At 72.8% G+C, this 21217-nt stretch carries 21 protein-coding genes and 1 pseudogene; 9 read left to right on the top strand and 13 right to left on the bottom strand.

The genetic code is table 11. The features are described 5' to 3' along the window. The 6 genes and pseudogenes from ACWEOZ_RS21940 to ACWEOZ_RS21915 all read left to right on the top strand — a co-directional run. Positions 1 to 189: pseudogene (locus tag ACWEOZ_RS21940) on the top strand (hypothetical protein); the annotation flags it as partial. Between the two features lie 99 nt (positions 190 to 288). Next, the gene (locus ACWEOZ_RS21935; protein WP_451912526.1) at positions 289 to 1440 is read left to right on the top strand and encodes a CaiB/BaiF CoA transferase family protein; all 1152 of its coding nucleotides are present in this window, start codon (positions 289 to 291) and stop codon (positions 1438 to 1440) included. Between the two features lie 96 nt (positions 1441 to 1536). Further along, positions 1537 to 1947: a hypothetical protein gene (locus tag ACWEOZ_RS21930; protein WP_451912525.1), complete on the top strand. Its 411-nt coding sequence runs from the start codon at positions 1537 to 1539 to the stop codon at positions 1945 to 1947. A 142-nt stretch (positions 1948 to 2089) separates the two neighbouring features. Continuing rightward, complete coding sequence (locus ACWEOZ_RS21925) at positions 2090 to 2488, top strand: DUF5994 family protein (protein ID WP_451912524.1); 399 nt, start codon at positions 2090 to 2092, stop codon at positions 2486 to 2488. Positions 2489 to 2509: 21 nt separating this feature from the next. Then, complete coding sequence (locus ACWEOZ_RS21920; protein ID WP_451912523.1) at positions 2510 to 3769, top strand: alpha/beta fold hydrolase; 1260 nt, start codon at positions 2510 to 2512, stop codon at positions 3767 to 3769. Positions 3770 to 3846: 77 nt separating this feature from the next. Continuing rightward, complete coding sequence (locus tag ACWEOZ_RS21915; protein ID WP_451912522.1) at positions 3847 to 4269, top strand: hypothetical protein; 423 nt, start codon at positions 3847 to 3849, stop codon at positions 4267 to 4269. Here ACWEOZ_RS21915 and ACWEOZ_RS21910 read toward each other — a convergent pair. Continuing rightward, a complete protein-coding gene (locus tag ACWEOZ_RS21910) occupies positions 4205 to 4612 on the bottom strand; it encodes a phosphotransferase (RefSeq protein WP_451912521.1) in 408 nt (135 codons plus the stop codon). The two genes, ACWEOZ_RS21915 and ACWEOZ_RS21910, sit on opposite strands and share 65 nt — an antisense overlap. A gap of 211 nt (positions 4613 to 4823) precedes the next feature. After that, positions 4824 to 6158 (bottom strand): glycoside hydrolase family 43 protein, encoded by a 1335-nt coding sequence (locus ACWEOZ_RS21905; protein ID WP_451912520.1) that lies wholly within the window; start codon positions 6156 to 6158, stop codon positions 4824 to 4826. A gap of 142 nt (positions 6159 to 6300) precedes the next feature. On the opposite strand from ACWEOZ_RS21905, the gene ACWEOZ_RS21900 reads away from it, so the two are divergent. Further along, a complete protein-coding gene (locus tag ACWEOZ_RS21900) occupies positions 6301 to 8289 on the top strand; it encodes a serine/threonine-protein kinase (RefSeq protein ID WP_451912519.1) in 1989 nt (662 codons plus the stop codon). A gap of 1 nt (position 8290) precedes the next feature. Here ACWEOZ_RS21900 and ACWEOZ_RS21895 read toward each other — a convergent pair whose 3' ends face one another. Beyond that, positions 8291 to 9511, bottom strand: coding sequence for a threonine synthase (locus ACWEOZ_RS21895; protein ID WP_451912534.1), 1221 nt, complete (start codon positions 9509 to 9511; stop codon positions 8291 to 8293). Between the two features lie 109 nt (positions 9512 to 9620). On the opposite strand from ACWEOZ_RS21895, the gene ACWEOZ_RS21890 reads away from it, so the two are divergent. Next, positions 9621 to 10463 (top strand): SGNH/GDSL hydrolase family protein, encoded by an 843-nt coding sequence (locus tag ACWEOZ_RS21890; RefSeq protein ID WP_451912518.1) that lies wholly within the window; start codon positions 9621 to 9623, stop codon positions 10461 to 10463. Here ACWEOZ_RS21890 and ACWEOZ_RS21885 read toward each other — a convergent pair. From ACWEOZ_RS21885 to ACWEOZ_RS21845, 9 genes are all read right to left on the bottom strand, one after another. Beyond that, on the bottom strand, positions 10453 to 11277 hold the full coding sequence (locus ACWEOZ_RS21885; protein WP_451912517.1) for an SAM-dependent methyltransferase: 825 nt from the start codon (positions 11275 to 11277) through the stop codon (positions 10453 to 10455). The two genes, ACWEOZ_RS21890 and ACWEOZ_RS21885, sit on opposite strands and share 11 nt — an antisense overlap. 27 nt (positions 11278 to 11304) lie before the next feature. Further along, entirely contained in the window at positions 11305 to 12642 is a 1338-nt protein-coding gene (locus tag ACWEOZ_RS21880) for a BNR repeat-containing protein (RefSeq protein ID WP_451912516.1), read from the bottom strand. 104 nt (positions 12643 to 12746) lie between these two features. After that, positions 12747 to 13139 carry a GntR family transcriptional regulator gene (locus ACWEOZ_RS21875; protein WP_451912515.1) on the bottom strand — a complete coding sequence of 131 codons (393 nt, stop codon included), beginning with the start codon at positions 13137 to 13139 and terminating at the stop codon, positions 12747 to 12749. Continuing rightward, positions 13136 to 13972 carry a hypothetical protein gene (locus ACWEOZ_RS21870; RefSeq protein ID WP_451912514.1) on the bottom strand — a complete coding sequence of 279 codons (837 nt, stop codon included), beginning with the start codon at positions 13970 to 13972 and terminating at the stop codon, positions 13136 to 13138. The genes ACWEOZ_RS21875 and ACWEOZ_RS21870 overlap by 4 nt, the downstream gene beginning before the upstream one ends. Positions 13973 to 14033: 61 nt before the next feature. Continuing rightward, positions 14034 to 14972, bottom strand: coding sequence for a hypothetical protein (locus ACWEOZ_RS21865; RefSeq protein ID WP_451912513.1), 939 nt, complete (start codon positions 14970 to 14972; stop codon positions 14034 to 14036). Positions 14973 to 15053: 81 nt separating this feature from the next. Continuing rightward, positions 15054 to 15290, bottom strand: a complete 237-nt coding sequence (locus ACWEOZ_RS21860; protein WP_451912512.1) for a hypothetical protein — start codon at positions 15288 to 15290, stop codon at positions 15054 to 15056. 68 nt (positions 15291 to 15358) lie between these two features. Next, positions 15359 to 16669 carry an NAD(P)/FAD-dependent oxidoreductase gene (locus ACWEOZ_RS21855; protein ID WP_451912511.1) on the bottom strand — a complete coding sequence of 437 codons (1311 nt, stop codon included), beginning with the start codon at positions 16667 to 16669 and terminating at the stop codon, positions 15359 to 15361. Further along, positions 16654 to 18024 (bottom strand): aspartate aminotransferase family protein, encoded by a 1371-nt coding sequence (locus ACWEOZ_RS21850; protein ID WP_451912510.1) that lies wholly within the window; start codon positions 18022 to 18024, stop codon positions 16654 to 16656. The genes ACWEOZ_RS21855 and ACWEOZ_RS21850 overlap by 16 nt, the downstream gene beginning before the upstream one ends. Further along, on the bottom strand, positions 18021 to 18476 hold the full coding sequence (locus ACWEOZ_RS21845) for an Lrp/AsnC family transcriptional regulator (RefSeq protein WP_360544365.1): 456 nt from the start codon (positions 18474 to 18476) through the stop codon (positions 18021 to 18023). Before ACWEOZ_RS21845 ends, ACWEOZ_RS21850 begins: the two co-directional genes overlap by 4 nt. A gap of 276 nt (positions 18477 to 18752) precedes the next feature. On the opposite strand from ACWEOZ_RS21845, the gene ACWEOZ_RS21840 reads away from it, so the two are divergent. Next, positions 18753 to 19952, top strand: a complete 1200-nt coding sequence (locus ACWEOZ_RS21840; protein WP_451912509.1) for a saccharopine dehydrogenase family protein — start codon at positions 18753 to 18755, stop codon at positions 19950 to 19952. On the opposite strand, the gene gabT is transcribed toward ACWEOZ_RS21840, so the two are convergent. After that, a complete protein-coding gene (gabT, locus tag ACWEOZ_RS21835; protein ID WP_451912508.1) occupies positions 19926 to 21215 on the bottom strand; it encodes a 4-aminobutyrate--2-oxoglutarate transaminase in 1290 nt (429 codons plus the stop codon). The two genes, ACWEOZ_RS21840 and gabT, sit on opposite strands and share 27 nt — an antisense overlap. Positions 21216 to 21217: the final 2 nt, after the last annotated feature.

Raw genomic sequence — 21217 nt, 5'->3', positions numbered from 1 at the left:
GGGGTCCGCATGAGCGGCCGGGAGTACCGCCTCGGCGATTTCGCCCAGGTGTGGCACCGGCAGGGCCGCCGTTCGTGGAGCGCGGTCGCCGGGCGGCCGAACGGGACCGGCCGGATGGCGGCCGCCAGGGGTTCCGGAAGTGGCGCGAGCGCGGACCGCGGCACCGCGAAGAGCGAAAGATGGAGCTGACCGCGCAGATCCCACGGCTGGGGTGGATACATGATCGCCTCCCGGTCGAGGGGGATCGACGGGGTTCATCGTAGGGGAGTCCAGTGCTCGGAGGTACGCATGCCGGATGATCGGGGACCGTTGCGTGGTCTCAAGGTGGTCGAGCTGGCCGGCATCGGGCCGGGCCCGTTCGCCGCGATGCTGCTGGCCGATCTCGGCGCCGACGTCGTCCGGGTGGACCGCGTCGGCCCCGGCTCGCCGCTGTCCGTGGACCCGCGCTTCGACCTGCTGACCCGGGGCAAACGCTCGATCGCGGCGGACCTCAAGCAGGACCGCGGCCGGGAGCTGGTGCTGGCTCTGGCCGAGCGGGCCGACGCGGTCGTCGAGGGCTACCGGCCCGGGGTCGCCGAACGGCTCGGCGTCGGCCCGGACGCGGCGCTGGCCCGCAACCCGCGGCTGGTCTACGCGCGGATGACCGGCTGGGGCCAGGACGGGCCGCTCGCCGCGAGCGCCGGTCACGACCTCACCTACCTGGCCGTCACCGGCGCGCTGCACGCGATCGGCCGGGCCGGCGGCCCGCCGCAGGTGCCGGTCAACCTGCTGGGTGACTTCGCCGGTGGCTCGCTCTACCTGGTCGTCGGCCTGCTGGCCGCGCTGCGCGAGGCCGCGCGCACCGGCCACGGCCAGGTGGTGGATGCGGCGATCACGGACGGCGCGGCCCATCTCACGACCCTGCTGTACGGCCTCAGCGCGGCCGGTCAGTGGCGCGACGAGCGCGGCGTGAACCTGATCGACACCGGCGCGCCCTTCTACGACGTCTACCCGGCCGCGGACGGTCGCCACCTGGCCGTCGGCGCGCTGGAGCCGCAGTTCTACGCCGAATTCATCCGCCTGCTCGCCCCCGGCGACGACCTGCCCGCGCAGTACGACCGCGCCCGCTGGCCGGAGCTGCGCGCCCGCATCGCCGCCGCCTTCGCCACCCGCACCCAGCAGGAATGGGCGCGAATCTTCGAGGGCACCGAGGCCTGTGTGGCGCCGGTGCTGTCGCTGGGCGAGGCCGCCGCGCACCCGCACCTGGCGAGCCGTGGCACCTTCGAACGCCCCGGTGGCGTGGTCCAGCCGGCGGCGGCGCCCCGCTTCTCCGCGACGCCGCCCGGCCCGGTCGGCACCCCGGCCCTGCCTGGCGCGCACACCCGCGAGATCCTCGCCGACTGGGACCTCGGCGACGCCGACGGCTGGCTCGACGGCGGCGCGGTCCGGGCGGCACCCTGACGATTTCGGCACATCTTGGCGGGTTCGCCGGGCTGGATCGGGCGTACCGTGGAGGACGGCTCCAGATTTCGGCCGCTGTCCCGCGGGGAGGCCGTGATGAAGACCATCGATACATACGACGGCACGGAACTGCCCCACCGTGAGCGCAGCGCGGGCAGGCTGATCGTCCGCAGTCAGTGCTGGCCGTTGCAGCCGGACAGCGAGGAGACCCAGCTGTCCCTGGTGACCGGCGACGGCGGCACCGACGAGGAAGCGGCGACCCTGCTGCCGGGCGGGGCCGGGCGCGGCGGAGCGCGACCGCACGGCCGGCCACGGCACGTCTCGGCGCCCGCGGGCAGCCGGCCGTTCCCGTTCGCCGCGTCCGGCGACCCCGCCGGGCTGCCCGGGCCGGCCTTCGACGAGCAGCGCGCGGCCTCGCTGGCCTGCGTCGACCCGGGCCGATCCGGGCACCCCGACGCCTACGAGTGCATCGCGGCGATCGTCGCCGAGCGCACCCTCGCGGCGTAGGCGCCACCGGCCGGCTGGCGGCGCAGGCGTACTGTTCAGGGTGTTTCCCCTTCACCGGCCTCGGTGGACCTCGTCCCTTCCGTTACCGCCAATTCTGGTCTGGACCCGTGCCCGACGACGCTCATCGATGACAGGAAGTCCGATGGCACGCTCGACCGAAACCCGCACTCCCACCGACGCGCCCCGGCTGTGGCTCGAACCCACCGCAGGCCCTCGCCCGGTGGTCCAGGGCTGCTGGTGGCCCCGGGGCACCGACCCGGCCGCCGAACTGCCCGGCCTGATCCAGGCCCTGGACGAGCGGTACGGCCCGATCGTCCGGCTCCGGCTCAGCGCGGCCGGCTGGAGCCGCCGCCCGCACGACGTCGAGGTGGCCGGTCGCACGGTCAGCGTGGGTTACTTCTCCGGCCAGTCCACCGGCCTGCTGACCGCGAGCTGCGCGGGCGGCGGCTCGATCGCGGTGCGGGTCGTGCCCTGGGCCGGCGCCCTGGAAGCGGACTGGGACGTGCCGGAGAGCCGGATCGCCGCGCTGCCGCACGACTGACGCGGCGGCTACCGTAGCCGCATGATCGCCACTCCGGGGCTGTGCTTCCGCGACCATGTTCTCGCCGTACCGCTGGATCACGACGACCCCGGCGGACCGGCCATCGAGCTTTTCGCGCGGGAGGTCGTGGCCCCGGACCGGGCCGGCGACGACCTGCCGTGGCTGCTGTTCCTGCAGGGTGGTCCGGGCGGCAAGGCGCCGCGGCCGACGGCCGCGGACGGCTGGCTCGGCCGGGCCCTGCGCACCCACCGGGTGCTGCTGCTCGACCAGCGGGGGACCGGGCGCAGCTCGCCCGTCACCGCCCGGACGGTGCAGGGCATGGCCCCCGAGCAGCTCGCCGCGCACCTGCGGCTCTTCCGCGCGGACAGCATCGTGGCGGACGCGGAGATCGCCCGGGCCCGGATCGCCGGCGGCGCGCGGTGGGACACCCTGGGGCAGAGCTACGGCGGTTTCATCACCCTGGCCTACCTCTCGCGGGCGCCCGAGGGGCTGCGCACCTGCTACGTGACGGGCGGCCTGCCGGGCATCAAGGCGACCGCCGACGACTGGTACGCGCGCACCTACCCACGCGTGGCCGCCCGCAACGCCGAGTACTACCGCGCGTACCCCGAGGACGCCGCGGCCGTGCGCCGGCTCGCCGACCACCTCGACGACAACGACGTGCGGCTGCCCGACGGGGACCGGCTCACCACCCGCCGGCTGCGGTTCCTGGGCAACTCGTTCGGGATGAGCGACGGCTACGCCAACCTGCACTGGCTGCTCGACGAGGCCTGGCACGGCGACCAGCTGGCCGACGGCTTCCGGTACGCGGTGATGGCCACGACCGGCTTCATCGACATCCCGATCTTCGCGCTGCAGGAGTTCACCTGTAACCCGGACGGCTCGGCCACCGGCTGGGCGGCGGAACGGGCCCTGGCCCGGCACCCGGAGTTCGCCGCCGACGCCGACCCGTTGCTGTTCACCGGCGAGATGATGTATCCCTGGATGTTCCGGGAGATCGCCGCGCTGAAGCCGTTCGCCGCGGCCGCCGACCTGCTGGCCGGCTACGACGACTGGCCGCCGCTGTACGACCTCGACCGGCTCGCCGCCAACGAGGTCCCGGTGCACGCGGCGGTCTACTTCGACGACATGTACGTGGACGCGCAGCTCCAGCTGGAGACGGCCCGCGCGGTCGGCAACACCCGGGTCTGGGTCACCAGCGAGTACGAGCACAACGGCCTGCGCGTCGCCGGCGACCACATCCTCGACCACCTGATGGGCATGGCCGCCGGCCGCCACTGACGCCGCCTCGCACCATCTGCGGACCTCGCCGATCAACGCTCCGCAGGTGGCGCGGCGGGCGTACGGTCGATCGCACTATGGAACTGCACTGGTGGTCGGTGGAGGTCCTCGACGGCGCGACGCTCTCGGCGGCGCTGTGGCAGGACGCGCACGGCGACGCCCTGACCGAGGCGGCGCTGACGCACGGCGCGTACGAGTGGCACTGGCACCGGCATTCGTGGGGCGTGCTGTTCGAGATCGCGTTCCGTGGTGACGGGCAGTGGCCGGTGTTCCGCGAGCTGCCGGGCGTACGCGCGGCCCTGGACGCGGTGCCCGACCCGATCAACGGCCTGCTGGTCTACCCGGGCCGCGGCGGCAGCTCGGGCCGGGTGCAACCCCGGCGCCCCCGGCCGATCGCGGGCGCCGGCGCGGCGACCCTGCCGATCGAGCCGGAGGTCATCGGAGCCCGGCTCGCCGAGTGCCACCCGGCTGCGACCACCGCGGGCTGCACCGCGGCCTGATGCCTAGCCGAGGCACCTGACCACTGATCCACTTCGGCCCGCTGTCGTCGTGGTGCAGCAGGGCGTACAGGTCCCACCACGGATCGAGAGTCACCCCGGCGATCGACTCGTAGAGCGACCGGAGCTGCTCCGACCACTCGGGCGAGCAGAGCGCCGCCAGGTATCGCCGGCAGTGCCCGATGTCGACCGCGCGCGGCCCCCGATGGATGGAGTTCCAGTCGGTCAGTCCAGTGATCCTCCCGCGCGACCAAAGCATGTTGACCGGCAGGAGGTCGCAGTGCAGAAAGACGGCGATGTCCGGTGGCGGCGGCGTCGCCATGACACCGAACGCCGCCTTCCACACAGCTGGCCTCTGCGCGCCGACCGGCACCTGACGCTCGCCCGGGGGAGCTATCCAGGAATCCGTCCACGGTCTGAATCAGTGGCCAGGATGCCCGGCACCGGCGACCCAGGCGAGAGTCTCCACGGAGGGCCGGCGCTGCCTGAAACCGCCATCCCGCCAGTCGCCGCCGGTCATGAGCGCGAGCCTGTTCGGCAGGGGCCCGCGGTCGTACCTAGCCCAGCGGCGCGGTCACCGTGAAGGAGGCGTCGGACTTCAGGGCCGCGCTGCCGTCGTTGCGGTCGATGCGCAGCTCGTAGTTGTAGTGACGCAGGTAGAAGCCCGGATAGTTGTACGACTCGAACGACGTCCCGCTGCCCGACAGCCCGGCCCGTCCGCAGAACGTGGCGTCGTTGCGGAACGTGGCGCTGCCGTCGTTGGCCGCCAGGACCAGGCGGTTGTTGGCGTGGCGCAGGTAGCGGCCGGCCGGGTTCACCGACTGGAACGTGTAGCAGTTGCCGTTGGCCAGGCCGGCGCCGATCGTGAACGTCGCGTCCAGGCGGTCGGTGGCGGTGCTCACCGGCTCCAGGTAGCCGAGGCTGTTGCGGTGGCGCACGTACCGGTCGGGGAAGTTGACCGAGCGCAGGGACCGGTTGCCGGTCGGGACCGCGGTGCTGTCGCCGACGTTCTCGCGCAGCACGGTGAAGTGCCGCACGGTGCCGGAGAGGCCGGGCAGTTCGGTCTTGGCCGACCAGGTGTTCAGGTTGCTGCTGTCGGCGTAGTAGTAGCGCCCGGCGCCGTACTGGTCGAAGTAGAGCCGCCATGACCCGTTCGGCAGCTGCGTCAGGGCCGGGCCCTCGAGTCCGGAGCCCCAGCCCGCCCAGTTGCCCGTACCGGTGAAGGTCCAGGGTCCGGTCAGCGAGCCGGCCGTGGCGTGCTCGATGTATTTGGTCGTCTCGTTCTTCGCGAACGCGTGGTAGGTGCTGCCCGACTTCACCACGAAGGTGTCGATGTGGTTGGCCGGGATGCCGATCGCGGTGCGCGCGCTCCACGCGGACAGGTCACCGTTCGTCGCGGTGATCTTGTACGGCTGGAACTGTCCCGCCGTCCCGGTGCTCGACGCCGAGAAGATGACGTTGACGCTGCCGTCGGTGTCCTTGAACCACTCAGGCGCCCAGGTGCTGCCGGTCGCGCCGTTCAGTCCGACCGTCACGTTGCGCAGGAAGGTCCAGGTCACGTGGTCGGTGCTGCGGGCGAAGCCGATCGTGTTACCGGTCCAGTTGGTCGTGTAGACGATGTAGTAGTAACCGTCGGTGTGCCGCATGACGCTCGGGTCGCGGATCAGCCCGGACGGCGGTGTGTAGGCGTTCGCCCTGATCAGGTCGAAGTTGGTGGCGTTGGACGAGTCGTAGACGTACATGTTCGACTCGCTGGAGTTGGTGAAGGCTGTCATCAGGTAGTGCGGCGCGGGCCCGGCGGCGGCCGCGGGTTGCGCGGTCACCGCGGTCAGCGTCGCGCCGGCCAGCAGACCGGTCACCGCCGCCGTCAGCAGACGTCTGGAGATGGGCATGGCGGGTCCTCCCGGGGGCTGGGACGATGTGACCGTTAACAACCGGTGACGTCGTTCATCTCAGCGCAATACATCGATCCACGTCAAGGTGTCGGGGACCCCGGGGATGCGCGGCGAAGCGGATCCGGGCAGACTGCCCCGGATGGAGGGGGCTCAATTGCTCGGCGGCCGCTATGCGCTGCTCGACGAGATCGGTGTCGGCGGCATGGCCGTGGTCTGGCGTGCCCGCGACGAGGTGCTCGGCCGGCCCGTCGCGGTGAAGCTGCTGGCCGGCAAGCACGCCGGCGAGCCGGACGCGCGTGACCGGATCCGGGCCGAGGCCCGGGCGGCGGCGGCGCTGTCGCACCCCAACATCGCCCAGGTGTACGACTACGGCGAGGCCCGCGAGAACGGGGCCTCCATGCCGTACGTCGTGATGGAGCTCGTCCGCGGCGGCACGTTGCAGGACCGGATGGACGCCGGGCCGATGTCCCCGCGCTTCGCGATGCGGGTCGCCGCCGAGGTGGCGGCGGCGCTGGCCGCGGCCCACGCCGACGGACTCGTGCACCGCGACATCAAACCGGCCAACGTGATGCTGACCGAGACCGGCGCCAAGGTCGTCGACTTCGGCATCGCGGCGGCGATCAACCCGGCCGGCACCGGCGACGAGGAGTTCGAGGTGCTCGGCACCCCGGCCTACCTGGCCCCGGAACGCCTGATCGGCGACGGCGTCGAACCGGCCTCGGACGTGTACGCCCTCGGTGTCCTGCTGTACCGGATGCTCTCCGGGCACTCGCCGTGGAGCGCCGACACGACCACGCAGATGCTCAACGCCCACGTCTACATCGACCCGGAGCCGCTGCCGGTCAGCCCGGGCGTGCCCGACTACATCACGGCGCTGTGCAACCGGTGCCTGAGCAAGGACACCACGCAACGGCCGAGCGCCCGGGAGGCGGCGGCGCTGCTGGCCCAGGGTGCGGGGCTGCGCGTGGTGGAGGACGCGGCGCCGGCCGGGGCGCGGGGGCCGTCGTACGACAACGAGCCTTCGGTGCTGATCCGGCCCCGGTCCTCCGGGGCGGTCGCCGGTCCGGGGGTCGCGGTCGCTGCCCTCGGTGACCCGGATCGGGTCCCTCCGGAGATGTTCCATCCGCCTCGGCCGGCCGCTCCGGATGCCGGTGGGCCGGGCGGCGCGGCGAGCCTTGGTGGAGCAGGTGCGGCGGCCGGTCGTGGTGGGTCGCATGATCCCGCCGACATGGGTGGGCCCGATGCGCCAGGGTTCGGTCGGCCGGACACGCTGAGCGGCTCCGGCTGGCCGGTCGCGCGGCCGGGCCCGGCCGCGGCTGCCGGACCGGGTGCTGCGGCTGCTGAGCCGGGTGCCGCGGCTGCTGAGCCGCGCGCCGCGACCGCCGGACCGTCCGGTCCGGTCTTCGCCGCCGGGTCGGCTGCCGCCGGCCCCACCGTTCGCCCGGCGGGCGAGCACGCCACCGCTCCAGCCCACACCGCGGTCCCGCCCACCGGCCCGCGGGCCGCAGCGCGCCACCGGCGCCGGCGGATCCTGCCCCTCATCGTGGCAGTCGCCCTGCTCGGCACCGTCGGCCTGCTCTGGTGGCTGATCAACCCGGACAGCACCGGCACCGACCGGCCGGCCGCCGGCCCGGTGTTCAGCGACGCCGACGTGGCCTCGGTCGCCCCCTCGGCCCGCACGCCGTCGATCGCCGGCAAGCCGAGTGCTCCCGCCGGTGCCCCGGCCCCCGGCCGGACCGGCGCAACCCGGCCGGCCGTCGCCGGTGAGCCGGGTGGCCCGCCGGCCGGCGCCGGTTTCCCGCCTCCGGTCGACGGTGCCCCGGCCCCGACGACCACGGCACCCGGAGCCGGCCCGGAGGAGCCCGCGCCGACCACGGCCGCGCCGACGACCGAGCCGCCGCCGCCCGTGGAGCGCACGTTCAGCTCGGACGGTGGTTCGGTCCGGGCGACCTGCCCGAGTGCATCCACCGCGAAGCTGCTGTCCTACTCTGCGAACAAGCCGTACAAGGTGAACGACGTCGACGAGGGGCCGGGGTCGAGTGCCTACGCGGTCTTCAAGCACGGCAACAACCTCGTGCGGTTGACTGTCACCTGTTCGGGTGGAATTCCGTCCGCTGACGAGAGCTGACTCAGCTCGGGGCCGGGATCACTCCGTCCACCGGCAGGGTCGGCACGTCGACCGTGATGGTCTCCGGGTACTTCAGGCCCGTACCCGTGTTGAGCACGACCACGCTGTCGGTGGCGGCGAGGAAGCCGCTCTCGCGCAGCTGCCGGGCGGCGGCCAGGCAGGCCGCTCCCTCCGGGCAGATGAAGGTGCCCTCGTCGCGGGCGGCGAGCAGTTGCTCGGCCAGCAGCGCCTCGTCGCTGACGGCCACCGCCGTACCGCCGGTCGCGCGGACCGCGTCCAGCACCAGGAAGTCGCCGAGTGCCTTGGGCACGGTGATGCCGAAGGCGATGGTCTTCGCGTCCGGGTACGGCCGGCTCACGTCGGCGCCCTCCTCGAACGCCTCCACGATGGGCGCGCACCCCTCGGCCTGCACCGCCACCAGTCTGGGCAGGTCCGCGCCGATCCAGCCGAGCTCCTGCATCTCCCGCAGGGCCTTGTGGATGCCGATGATCCCGACGCCGCCGCCGGTGGGGTACAGGATGACGTCCGGGACCCGCCAGCCGAGCTGCTCGACGATCTCGTACCCCATGGTCTTCTTGCCCTCGAGCCGGTACGGCTCCTTGAGCGTCGACACCTCCTGGTAGCCGGTGCGCTCCCGGACCGCCGCGTTGATGAGCCGGCCGGCGTCGCCGATCAGCCCGTCGACGAGGTACAGCTCGGCCCCGGTGGCCACGCATTCCGTCCGGGTGATCGCGGGCGCGTCGACCGGCATCGCGATCAGGCAGGTCATTCCGGCCCGGGCGGCGTAGGTGGCCCAGGCCGCTCCCGCATTGCCGTTGGTCGGCATGGCCACCCCGGTGACGCCCAGCTCGGCCGCCCGGGAGACACCCACCGCGGCCCCGCGGGCCTTGAAGGATCCGGTCGGCACCAGGCCCTCGTCCTTCATGAGCAGCCCGGGTACGCCGATCCGCGCACCGTAGCGCGGCAGCGGCAGCAACGGCGTCATGCCCTCGCCGAGGGTCACGATCCGGCCGGGGTCCCGTACGGGCAGCACCTCGTGGTAGCGCCAGAGGGTCGCCGGGCGCGCGGCGAGCGACTCGCGGGTCAGGGTCCGGCCCGCCTGTTCGATGTCGTAGCGGGCCAGCAGCGGTACGCCGGCGTCGCTGACTCCCTGCACCACGTCGGCGTCGTAGCGGGCGCCGGTCCGGGAACACTCCAGGTGGCTGAGCGCGGAGTAGGTCATGGTGATCAGCTTGCGATGTCCCGCCCGGCCGGGGGTGACCGGGGTGACGGCCGCAGCGCCCATGCCTTACGGTGATGCAGTCGTTGCATTCGGTGATGGGGGATTGCTTGTGCTCCGCCGCTGGCACCTGATCGTGCTCGTCGCCCTCGCCGCCCTCGCGCTGGCCTGCGAGGGAGCCGGAACCGCCGCTCCGGAGCCCACCGGCACCGCCAAGGGCCTGCCGGCGTCCATGGGAGCGCTGGGCGACTCCATCACCGCCGGCTACGGCACCTGCTTCACCCTGGTGGCGTGCAGCCGTAACTCGTGGACGACCGGCAGCAGTGCCGCGGTGGACAGTCACTACCGGCGGATCCGAGAGGGCAACGGCGCGATCAAGGGTCACGCCGAGAACTACGCCGTACCGGGGGCCCGGGCGCGTGATCTCGCCGGCCAGGCCGATCGGGCGGTCGACGACAAGGTCCAGTACGTGACCGTCCTCATCGGCGCCAACGACGCCTGCACCGGCCGGGTCGCCGACATGACCACGACCAGGACCTTCCGCAAGCAGGTCGACACGGCACTGGCCCGGCTGAAGAAGGGCCTGCCGAAGGCGCGCGTGCTCGTGGTGAGCATCCCGGACATCTACCGGCTGTGGCAGCTGGGCCACGAGAACGAGCGTGCCGTCCGGGCCTGGAACCGCGGCGTCTGCCAGTCCCTGCTGGCCCGGCCCACCTCGACCGCCAAGGCCGACGACGAGCGGCGCCGCCAGGTCGAGGACCGGGTGGACGCGTACAACCGGGAGCTGGAGGCGGCCTGCGAGAAGTACGGCCGCAAGTGCCGCTGGGACGGCGGCGACGCGCACCGGGTCCGCTTCTCCCTCGACCTGGTCAACGAGATCGACTACTTCCACCCCGACATCGAGGGCCAGAACAAGCTGGCCGACGTGACGTATCCGGGGCGGTTCAAATGGTGACGGGCTTGCGGGCCACCCCGCCGTAGACGGAGACCTGGGCGTCGGTGGGCTCACCGTCGGGGTTCGGGCCGTCCGGGCGCCAGCGGTTGACCAGCTCGACGCCCGGCTCGACCAGCTCCAGGCCGGTGAAGAAGCCCGCGATGCGGTCGCGCGGGCGGACCTGCATGGTCACCCCGGTACGCCGGTAGATCGCCGCCACGTGCTCCCACGCCACCGGATCGAAGTCGCCGGTCAGGTGGGACAGCACCAGGTGGCTGCCCGGGGGCAGGGCCGCCAGCAGGCGCGCGACGATGCCCTCCGGGTCGTTCTCGTCGCCGATGAAGTGCAGTATCGCGATCAGCAGCAGACCCACCGGGCGGCCCAGGTCCAGGGTGTCGCGCAGCTGCGGGGCGTTCAGGATGGAGTCCACGTCGCGCAGGTCGGCGTCGAGATACTCGGTGCGGCCCTCCGGGGTGCTGGTCAGCAGCGCGCGGGCGTGGGCCAGCACGATCGGGTCGTTGTCGACGTAGACGATCCGGGCGGCCGGGTTCACCTCCTGGGCCACGTGGTGCACGTTCGGGGCGCTCGGGATGCCCGTACCGATGTCGAGGAACTGGTCGATGCCGCGCTCCGCGGCCAGGAAGCGGACCGCCCGGCGCAGGAAGGCGCGGTTCTCCCGGGGTGGCGTGCGGCTGGCCGGATTGGCCTTGATGCCCTGCTCGGCGGCGGCGCGGTCGGCCGCGAAGTTGTCCTTGCCGCCGAGCAGGTAGTCGTAGACCCGGGCCGGGTGCGGGCGGTCGGTCTGCAGGTCGACGGGCGGCTGGGTCTGCTCCATGAGGAGGATCGTAGGCGCTCGATGCGCTCAGGGGCGTACCGTCCAGTCCTGGATGTCGATCTGGCTGCCGCCGTACCGCGGCGCGAAGATGCTCAGCACGCCCAGCGTGCGCAGCCGCTCGTGGTCGACCAGCGGGTCGGAGTAGTAGATCGCGGCGGAGGTGTGGCGCAGCGTCCAGTCGGTCCAGCCGGACGCCTTCGAGGCCGTCTCGATGTGCAGCTTGCGGGTGCTGGAGTCGCCGCTGGCGACGTAGAGGTTGTCCGCCGCGTCGACCGCGATGTCACCGCGGCTGGAGCGTTCCAGGAACGGCGTGTAGGTCTGGTGCCAGACCTTCGACGCCTTGTCCCGCCAGTAGTGCACCAGCACCGCGTTCTCCCGGGCCGCGGTGAAGTCGCTGGTGCCCGGGGCCGCCGCCGGCAGGTGCGAGGCCAGCACGTGCACGATCCCGGCCTTGTCGACCACCTGCGACTCCTGGTTGATCAGGCCGCGGTTCTGGCCGATGGCCCAGACCCGCAGCCCGGCCGCGTCGGAGATCAGCGGCGCGCTGCCGGTGGTCGCGATGACGGTCCCGGCGTTGTTGCGCCAGGTACGGCCGTCGTCCTTGCTGTACGCGTAGAACAGGTCATGGTTGGTGCTGGCGTCCGACGTCTCCCGCACCGTCCACGTGGCGTGCAGCAGGCCGGTGCTGTCGTACTCCAGCCCGAACAGGTACGCGTTGTTGCCGGCCGTGGTGCCGTCGATGAACCGCCCGACGGAGCTCCACGTGCCGCCCGCGTACTCGTAGAGGACCTCGTCCCCGGCGCCGCTGGTGCCGGTGCGCAGGGCGAGCTGCAGCTTGCCGGCCGGGGTGGTGAGGAACTGCGGGTACGTCATCGTCGGCATGGCCGCCCCGGTCAGGCTGGTCACCACCGGGCCGAAGCTCCCGGTGGACCAGGCTGCCGTGCCGGGGGAGCCCGCCAGCCCGGCCACCGACCGGCGGTAGCGCAGCACCGAGGAGTGCATGTCGAAGGCCAGGTGGATGGTGCCGTCCTGGCGCGAGATGCCGATGCTGATGGTGTTGTGCGAGTCGGTGGAGGTCGTCGCGTAGTCGGTGAGCCGCAGGTTCTGCCAGCCGCCGCCGGGCAGCTGCCGCCGGGAGAGGTTCACGTAGCCGCTCTGGTCCCAGAACGCCGTGTACTGCCAACCGGCGACCGTGGTGATGCCGTCCTGCTGGAACGACTCGCCGTTCATGTAGCCGGTGTAGGTCAGCGCGGTGCGGCCGGTGGTGGTCAGCACGGTGACGGAGCTCTGCGTGACCGTGGGCGCCGCCGCGAGCGCGGGGGAGCCCACGAGTGCGGTGGCGACGACCAGGATCACGGCGGTCATGAATCGTTTCATCGACGCCCTCGAAGACTTCGCTGATGCTCGGGAAGGTTTCGCAGACGTTAAGCCCGGCGCTCATCGATAGTCAAGGGCATCGATGTCTGAGGTCAGGGGGTGGCGTCGAGGGCCCGGTGCAGCGCGTCCACGATGGAGCCGCGGTCGGCGCCGGCCGCCCGGGCCCGCCAGACGTAGTCCTCGGCGGCCCGCCGCAGCACCGACTCGTCGTCCGCCGGGCCGGCCGGGCGGGCCGCGTCGCCGGCCACCCGGGTGCCGCCGCCGCGGCGGGAGACGACCAGGCCGGCGGCCTCGAGCTCCCGGTACGCCCGGGCGACCGTGCCGACGGCCAGGCCGAGGTCCCCGGCGAGCTGCCGCAGCGGCGGCAGGCGCTCACCCCGGCGCAGTGCACCGCTGCCGATCAGGGCGGCGAGCTGCCGGCGCACCTGCTCGTACGGCGGGGTCGGGTCCGTCGTCGTGACACTCAGGACGGGCGGCTCGCTCATGCCCGGGCCCGCTTCGCCGGCAGCAGCACGCAGGCGCCGCACCAGGCCGCCGCCGCGAACGCGACCAGGCCCAGCGCGGACAGGCCCTGTCCCGCGAAGTCCCACCACTGGGCCGAACACTCCGACCTCGTCCGCAGGGCCAGGGCCGCGGTCAGGGCGATCCCGGTCAGCGGAACGAGCACCAGGACGCCGGTCGCGGCGGTGACGACCTCGGCGGAACGCCGTCGCAACGCGTCGTCGGTGGCGGCGAGCTCGGCGGCCTGCGGGCGGCGGACCACCCGGTGCAGCGTGAACGCCGCGAGCACGAGCCCGGCCACGACGGCCGACAGAGCCGGAACGGTGTAGTGCGACCCCGGCCACGGCTCCTGCACGTTTCCCGGGCAGATCAGCATCTGACCGCCGGACTCCGCGGAGGCGGTCATGGTCGTGAGGGTGGCCACCGCGAACAGCGCCACAGTGGAGGCCGCGACGCCCGCGCCGAGGATGCGGGGGACGTAGTCGAGCGTGCGGCGGACGCGGAGCCCGGCCCGGCGGACCCCGCCCGCCGGCCGGCCGCGGGTCGCCTCGCCGGTCAGCGCCCCGGCGAAGACGCCGATGCTGAAGACGGGGGCCGCCAGCAGGATCCCGCGACCCAGCTCGGGGGTCTGTGCGGCGACGGCGAGAGCGGCGGCCACGATGCCGGCGAGGATGCCGGCCACTCGCCACCGCGCGGCCGGATCGGGGCGGCGGACGGCCGGGGCCGGCACGGTGAGGGGCCAGTGGACCCGGACCAGCGCGAGGGCCGCGATGCCGAGCAGCAGCAACACCAGAACCACCGTGGCGATGAGGTGCACCCGTCCCCCTTTGTGTCATGCGCTTGATACAAGGGAAGGGTGCCAGTCGGCTGGAGTTGTGTCAATACAAGCGTCGCCGACGGCGTGCGACCAGCACGGTCGCGAGTCCGCTGATCAGCAGCGCCACCCCGATGCCGGCCGTTCCGGCGGTCCGGCCGCCGGTCACCGCCAGGCCGGCGCCGCCGGGCTCCGCGCCGGGGCCCTGGTCCGGCTTCGCGCCGGGCACCTGGCCGGTTCCGGCCACAGTGGCGGCCGGAGCGGGCGCAGCTGTGGCGGGCGAGGAGGGTGCGGCGGTGGCGGCCGGGGAGGGGGAAGCGGTGGCGCTCGGCGAGGAGGCGGCCGGGGAGGCCGAGGGCCTCGCCGGAGGCGGGCCGTCGACCAGCTCCAGCGGGGCGAAGTTGCCGTTGGCGCGGATGTCGGCCATCGGCAGCGCCCGCGCGCGCAGGCCGACGACACCGTCGGTGCCCCGGGTCACTGCGGCGCCCGGCACCTTGAAGTAGTCGACCACCTTGCGCAGGCCGCCACGGGAAGCCGCCCAGCTCAGGCTCTGCCAGCGGAACGGCAGGCCGTGGATGTGCCAGGGCGCGGCGTCCGGCCGCACCGAGACCATCGGGGCCTCGAGGGTCAGCCCGCCGTGCCCGGGCACGACCGCGTCGTCGAACTGGCACCAGGCGATCTCCGCGTCGGTCCCGGTCGTGTACCAGCAGTTGCGGTAGTGCCGGGTGAACTCCAGATCGCCGTACGCCCGCACCTCGGCGACCAGGCCGCGGACGGGTGCGGCCTGCACGCTGATCACGCCGAGGGCCGCGGTGACCTCCTCGCCGCGGTGCACCCGGTAGGTCACCTTCTGCCACATCTCGCCGTCGACCAGTTCGGTGACCGCTTCCAGGGCCGCCGGGTCCGGTGGTGCCGCGACCGCCGCACCCGGCGTGGCGGTGAGCGCCACCAGGGTCACCGCGAACGTGGCGAGGGCGAGGCGGCCGTGCGGGCGGGTGGCCATGGCGGCGATGCTACGACCATCGGCGACCAATGTGGCCTTTTAACGACTTTTATCCGTCACGTGTCGCCGTCGGCTGAAGCCTCAGATGATCAGGTCCAGGGAGCTGCCGAGCTGGCCGATGTCCAGCGTCTTGCTGGTCGTCTGCCGTTCCTTGAGGGAGTCCTCCTCGGTCCGCGTGAGGACCGCCTTGTCCTTGGCGGCGACCTTCTCGGCCGCCTTGGCCGCCAGGTCGTCGGCCAGCTTCTGCTGGATGCGCTGGAGCTCGGTGCGGGCGCTGGGCGTGCCGGATCCCGTCGAGCCGATGGCCTCGACTGCCATGGTGAACCCCTGTCGTCGTCGCTGACTGTCGGGTTACCCCATCGGCCGGGCCGGGCGGATCTGCACCCTTATTCGCGGGCGATTTCCCAGGCGTCGCGCAGGGCCGTCCCCCGCAGGGCGGCGTTGATGCCGAGCCAGCGCAGCGGTTCCGGCTCCCAGGCGCGGGAGCGGTGGCCGGTCCACGGCAGCCGGGTGCGCTCGGTGTCCGTACCGGTGATCAGGTCGGCCAGGGTGCGCCCGGCCAGGTTGGCCGCCGCGACGCCGTCGCCGACGTAGCCGCCGGCCCAGGCCAGGCCGTCGGCCAGGCCGACCGAGGGCATCCAGTCGCGGGGGATGCCCAGCGGCCCGCCCCACCGGTACGCGATCGGCGGGTCGATGCCGAACAGGTCGGTCAGAGCCTTGCGCAGGGCTGTGAAGACGCCGGGCTCCCGGTCGAACGCCGGGCGCACCCGCGAGCCGAAGTGGTACGGCGCACCCCGCCCGCCGAACGCCAGCCGGTCGTCGGCGGTCCGCTGGCCGTAGACGATCAGGTGCCGGTGGTCGGTGAACGTCTCGCGCCGGGCCAGGCCGATGCGCTCCCACACCTCGGGCGGCAGCGGCTCGGTGGCGATCATCAGGGAGTACACCGGGGCCAGGGTGCGGCGGTGCCCGGCCAGGGCGGCCGTGTAACCCTCCAGGGCCCGGACCACCACGTCCGCGCGTACCGTGCCGTGGTCGGTGCGGACCGCGCCGCGGGACAGCTGCAGCGCCCGGGTGCCCTCATGGATCGCGACGCCCCGGCGCTCGACGGCGGCCGCCAGCCCGCGGACCAGGGCCGCCGGCTGCAGCGAGGCGCAGTCCGGGCTGAAGGTGCCGCCGAGCACTCCGGCGGCACCGCACTTCTCCCGCGCGGCGGCGGCGTCCAGCAGCGTCACGTCCAGGCCGTACTCCTGGGCCTCGGCCGCCTCCGCCTCGGCGCGGCGCAACTGGACCGCGGACCGGGCGAGTGCGATCGTGCCGCCCTTGGCGTACGAGCAGTCGATGCCCTCGGCCGCGGCCGCGCGGCCCACCTCGTCCACGGTCTCGGCCAGCGCCCGGTGCATGGCCACCGCCTGCTCGCGGCCGTGCCGCCGGGCCAGCGCGCCGACGCCGACGGGGAACAGCCCGGAACACCAGCCACCGTTGCGGCCGGAAGCGCCGAAGCCCGCGTACTGCGCCTCGACGACCGCGATCCGCAGCGTCGGGTCGGCCCGGGCCAGGTAGTACGCCGTCCACAGCCCGGTGTATCCGGCACCGACGATGGCGACGTCCACGTCCCGGTCGCCGGGCAACGGGGGCCGGACCGCCTCGGGTTCCCCCAGGGCGGCCAGCCAGTACGACGCGCTCAGAGCTTGGTCCACGCCTCGGTCAGCACCCCGCGCAGGGCGTGCTCGATCTCCGCGAAGTGCTCCTCCTCGCAGATCAGCGGGGGAGCGAGCTGGATGACCGGGTCGCCGCGGTCGTCGGCCCGGCAGTACAGCCCGGCCTCGAACAGCGCCCGGGACAGGAAGCCGCGCAGCAGCCGCTCGGACTCGTCGGCGTCGAACGTCTCCTTGGTCGTCTTGTCCTTGACCAGCTCGATGCCGAAGAAGTAGCCGTCGCCGCGGACGTCGCCGACGATGGGCAGGTCGGTGAGCCGCTCCAGATAGGACCGGAACAGCGCCGAGTTGGCCCGGACGTGCCCGTTGAGGTCCTCGCGCTCGAAGATGTCGAGGTTGGCCAGCGCGACCGCGGACGCGACCGGGTGCCCGCCGAAGGTGACCCCGTGCGAGAACGAGTTGGCGCCCTCCAGGAACGGCGCGACCAGGCGCTCGGACGCGATCATCGCCCCCAGCGGGACGTATCCGGAGGTCAGGCCCTTGGCGCAGGTGATGATGTCGGGGGTGTAGCCGTACCGGGTCGAGCCGAAGTACTCACCGAGCCGGCCGAACGCGCAGATCACCTCGTCGGAGACGAGCAGCACGTCGTAGCGGTCGCAGATCTCGCGTACCCGCTGGAAGTAGCCGGGCGGCGGCGGGAAGCAGCCGCCGGCGTTCTGCACCGGCTCCAGGAAGACGCAGGCCACCGTGTCCGGGCCCTCGAACTCGATGGCCTCGGCGATGCGGTCGGCGGCCCAGATGCCGAACTGCTCCTCGCCCATGGACTCGTCCGGGCGCCGGTAGTAATTGGTGTTGGGCACCTTGAGCGCGCCCGGCACCAGCGGCTCGAACTCCTGCTTGATCAGCGGCAGCCCGGTCAGCGACAGCGCGCCCATGGTGGTGCCGTGGTAGGCGATGGACCGGGAGATCGCCTTGGTCTTCATCGGCTTGCCGGTCAGCTTGAAGTAGCTGCGGGCCAGCTTCCACGCGCTCTCCACCGCCTCGGAGCCGCCGGTGGTGAAGAAGACCCGGTTGAGGTCGCCGGGGGTCAGCGTGGCCAGGCGCTCGGCCAGCTCGACCGCGGTCGGGTGGGCGTAGGACCAGAGCGGGAAGTAGGCCAGCTCGGACGCCTGCTTCGCGGCGGCGTCGGCCAGCTCGCCGCGGCCGTGCCCGGCCTGCACGACGAACAGCCCGGAGAGCCCGTCCAGGTAGCGGCGGCCGTTCTGGTCCCAGATGTACGGCCCGGAGCCGCGCACGATGACCGGCACCTCGCCGGCCTGCGCCCCGGTGTACGACGACATCCGGGTGAAGTGCATCCACAGGTGGTCGCGGGCGGACCCGGACAGGTCTTCGGTCATCGTGTCCCCCATGCGTAGGTCTGTTTGGCGAGCTTCAGGTACATGAACGTCTCGGTGCCGGTGACGCCGGGCACCGCGCGGATGGCCTCGTTGAGCAGTGTCAGCAGGTGCTCGTCGTCGGTGCAGACGAGCTCCACCAGCAGGTCGTAGCCGCCGGCGCAGATCACCACGTAGTCGACCTCGGGGATGGCGGCCAGCTGCTCGGCGATGGCGCGCATGTCGCCGACGCACTTGACCCCGACCATGGCCTGGCGGGCGAAGCCCAGCATCAGCGGGTCGGTGACCGCGACGATCTGCATCATCCCGCCGTCCAGCAGACGCTGGACCCGCTGGCGCACGGCCGCCTCGGACAACCCGATGATCTTCGCCAGCGCGGCGTAGGACATCCGTCCGTCCCGCTGCAGGTGGTCGATGATCTGCTTGTTCACGTCGTCCAGCGCCAGGTCCGTCACGCAGCGATTCTGGCGTGCAGGACGGCGGATGGCAACGGAATCCGTCGGCGCATTCCGGACACGCCCGCGAATCCGTGGCGGGGCTGACCGTGCTCTGTGGAGCGGCCGCCGAGGCGGTGCGGTGACTGTCATGAGGTGGCTTCCCGGGGGGTGGGGGCAAACCCTGCTGCTGCGTTTATCGCAGAATTTTGGCCCATTGACAAGTGTTTCCGTCGCGATACCGTGATCGCCACACGTTTTCATGTGATGAGCGCACCTTTTGTGGAGAGGCATGCCATGCGCGTACTACTCGTCGGCGCCGGCGGGGTCGGCGCGGCGGCTGTCGGCATCGCCGCCCGCCGCGACTTCTACGAAGCCTTCGTGGTCGCCGACTACGACCTCGAACGGGCGCGCGCGGCGGTCGCCGGGCACGCGGGCTTCACCGCCGCCCAGGTCGACGCGTCCTCCGCCGCCGCGGTAGCCGCGCTCTGCCGCGAACACGCCATCACCCACGTGCTGAACGCGGTCGACCCGCGGTTCGTCATGCCGATCTTCGACGGCGCGTACGAGGCCGGCGCCGACTACCTCGACATGGCGATGTCCCTGTCGCACCCGCACGCCGACGAGCCGTTCAGCCGCACCGGCGTCAAGCTCGGCGACGAGCAGTTCGCCGCGGCCGGGCGCTGGCTCGACGCCGGCCGGCTGGCGCTGGTCGGGATGGGTGTGGAGCCCGGCCTCTCCGACGTCTTCGCCCGGTACGCGGCCGACCACCTCTTCACCGGCATCGACGAGATCGGCATCCGCGACGGCGGCAACCTGGTCGTCGCCGGCTACGACTTCGCCCCGTCGTTCTCGGTGTGGACCACCATCGAGGAATGCCTCAACCCGCCGGTGATCTGGGAGGCCGGCCGCGGCTGGTTCACCACCGAGCCGCTGAGCGAGCCGGAGATCTTCGACTTCCCCGGCGGCATCGGCGAGGTGGAGTGCGTGCACGTCGAGCACGAGGAGGTGCTGCTCATCCCGCGCTGGGTCGACGCCAAGCGGGTGACCTTCAAGTACGGGTTGGGCAAGGAGTTCATCGACGTGCTGAAGACCCTGCACAAGCTCGGTCTGGACCGGACGGCCCCGGTGCGCGTCGGCGGCGTCTCGGTGTCACCGCGCGACGTGGTGGCCGCCTGCCTGCCCGACCCGGCCGGCCTGGGCGACAAGATGACCGGCAGCACCTGCGCCGGCACTCTGGTCACCGGCACGGGCCGGGACGGCCGGCCCCGCTCGGTGTACCTCTACCACGTCGTCGACAACGCCTGGTCCATGCGGGAGTACGGCTCCCAGGCCGTCGTCTGGCAGACCGCCGTCAACCCGGTCGTCGCCCTCGAACTGCTCGCCACCGGGGCGTGGCGAGGGGCCGGCGTCCTGGGCCCCGAGGCCTTCGACGCCGTCCCCTTCCTCGACCTGCTCACCGCCTACGGCTCACCCTGGCAGCTGCGCGAGCAGTGACTCGGCCAGGATGTCCAGGCCCCGGGTGATCTGCTTTTCGGAGATGACCAGCGGCGGCAGGAAGCGCAGCACGTTGGCGTAGGTGCCGCAGGTCAGCACCAGCAGCCCGGCGCCGTGACAGGCCCGCGCCACGGCCGCGGTGCGCAGCGGGTCCGGCTCCAGCGTGCCCGGCTTGACCAGCTCGATCGCCAGCATCGCGCCCCGGCCGCGGACCTCGGCGATGCCGGGGTCACTCATGGCCAGCGCGGTCAGCCGGAGCATGAACTGCGCCTCGATCCGCTTGGCGGCGGCATTGAGGTCGAGCTCCTGCATGGTCTCGATGGCCGCCAGCGCGGCGGCGCACGCGATCGGGTTGCCGCCGTACGTGCCGCCCAGGCCGCCCGGGTGCACCGCGTCCATCAGCTCGGCCCGCCCGACCACCCCGGCCAGCGGCAGCCCGCCGGCCATGCCCTTGGCCGTGGTGACCAGGTCCGGCTCCACGCCCTCGTCGGCGCAGGCGAACCAGGCACCGGTGCGGCAGAAACCGGTCTGCACCTCGTCGGCGATGAACACCGCCCCGGCCTCGCGGGCCCAGGCGGCCAGGGCCGGCAGGAAGCCCGGCGCCGGCACCACGAAACCGCCCTCGCCCTGGATCGGCTCGATCAGCACCGCGGCCACGTTGGCCGCCCCCACTTGCTTGGACATCACGTCGATGGCCCGGGCCGCGGCGTCCGGCCCGGACAGCCCGCCGTCGCGCAACGGGTACGACATCGGGGCCCGGTAGACCTCCGGCGCGAACGGCCCGAACCGGTGCTTGTACGGCATCGACTTCGCGGTCAGCGCCATGGTCAGGTTGGTCCGCCCGTGGTACGCGTGGTCGAACACCACCACCGCCTGCCGCCCGGTCGCGTGCCGGGCCACCTTGACCGCGTTCTCCACCGCCTCGGCCCCGGAGTTGAACAGCGCCGCCCGCTTGTCGAACCGCCCCGGGGTCAGCGCGGCCAGCTGCTCGCACACCGCCACGTACGACTCGTACGGCGTCACCATGAAGCAGGTGTGGGTGAACCGCTCGACCTGCTCACGGACGGCGGCGACGACCCGCGGCGCCGCGTTGCCGACGCTGGTCACCGCGATGCCGGAACCGAAGTCGATCCACTCCCGGCCGTCGACGTCGTGCACGCTGCCGCCGGACGCGTGGTCCACGTAGGACGACACCATCGAGGTGACGCCCCGCGCGACAGCGGCGTGGCGGCGCTTGTGCAGCTCTTCGGAGGACTGCGTCATCT

Source organism: Actinoplanes sp. NPDC004185, from assembly GCF_053603475.1.
The sequence above is the reverse complement of the archived record's forward strand: the minus strand, read 5'-3'. Positions and strand labels throughout refer to the sequence as shown.

Excerpts from the sequence above, each read along its gene's own strand:
- ACWEOZ_RS21935 (WP_451912526.1), top strand. The coding sequence starts at position 289 with ATGCCGGATGATCGGGGACCGTTGCGTGGTCTCAAGGTGGTCGAGCTG.
- ACWEOZ_RS21930 (WP_451912525.1), top strand. The coding sequence starts at position 1,537 with ATGAAGACCATCGATACATACGACGGCACGGAACTGCCCCACCGTGAG.
- ACWEOZ_RS21925 (WP_451912524.1), top strand. The coding sequence starts at position 2,090 with ATGGCACGCTCGACCGAAACCCGCACTCCCACCGACGCGCCCCGGCTG.
- ACWEOZ_RS21920 (WP_451912523.1), top strand. The coding sequence starts at position 2,510 with ATGATCGCCACTCCGGGGCTGTGCTTCCGCGACCATGTTCTCGCCGTA.
- ACWEOZ_RS21915 (WP_451912522.1), top strand. The coding sequence starts at position 3,847 with ATGGAACTGCACTGGTGGTCGGTGGAGGTCCTCGACGGCGCGACGCTC.
- ACWEOZ_RS21905 (WP_451912520.1), bottom strand. The coding sequence starts at position 6,158 with ATGCCCATCTCCAGACGTCTGCTGACGGCGGCGGTGACCGGTCTGCTG.
- ACWEOZ_RS21900 (WP_451912519.1), top strand. The coding sequence starts at position 6,301 with ATGGAGGGGGCTCAATTGCTCGGCGGCCGCTATGCGCTGCTCGACGAG.
- ACWEOZ_RS21895 (WP_451912534.1), bottom strand. The coding sequence starts at position 9,511 with ATGACCTACTCCGCGCTCAGCCACCTGGAGTGTTCCCGGACCGGCGCC.
- ACWEOZ_RS21885 (WP_451912517.1), bottom strand. The coding sequence starts at position 11,277 with ATGGAGCAGACCCAGCCGCCCGTCGACCTGCAGACCGACCGCCCGCAC.
- ACWEOZ_RS21880 (WP_451912516.1), bottom strand. The coding sequence starts at position 12,642 with ATGACCGCCGTGATCCTGGTCGTCGCCACCGCACTCGTGGGCTCCCCC.
- ACWEOZ_RS21875 (WP_451912515.1), bottom strand. The coding sequence starts at position 13,139 with ATGAGCGAGCCGCCCGTCCTGAGTGTCACGACGACGGACCCGACCCCG.
- ACWEOZ_RS21865 (WP_451912513.1), bottom strand. The coding sequence starts at position 14,972 with ATGGCCACCCGCCCGCACGGCCGCCTCGCCCTCGCCACGTTCGCGGTG.
- ACWEOZ_RS21860 (WP_451912512.1), bottom strand. The coding sequence starts at position 15,290 with ATGGCAGTCGAGGCCATCGGCTCGACGGGATCCGGCACGCCCAGCGCC.
- ACWEOZ_RS21850 (WP_451912510.1), bottom strand. The coding sequence starts at position 18,024 with ATGACCGAAGACCTGTCCGGGTCCGCCCGCGACCACCTGTGGATGCAC.
- ACWEOZ_RS21840 (WP_451912509.1), top strand. The coding sequence starts at position 18,753 with ATGCGCGTACTACTCGTCGGCGCCGGCGGGGTCGGCGCGGCGGCTGTC.
- gabT (WP_451912508.1), bottom strand. The coding sequence starts at position 21,215 with ATGACGCAGTCCTCCGAAGAGCTGCACAAGCGCCGCCACGCCGCTGTC.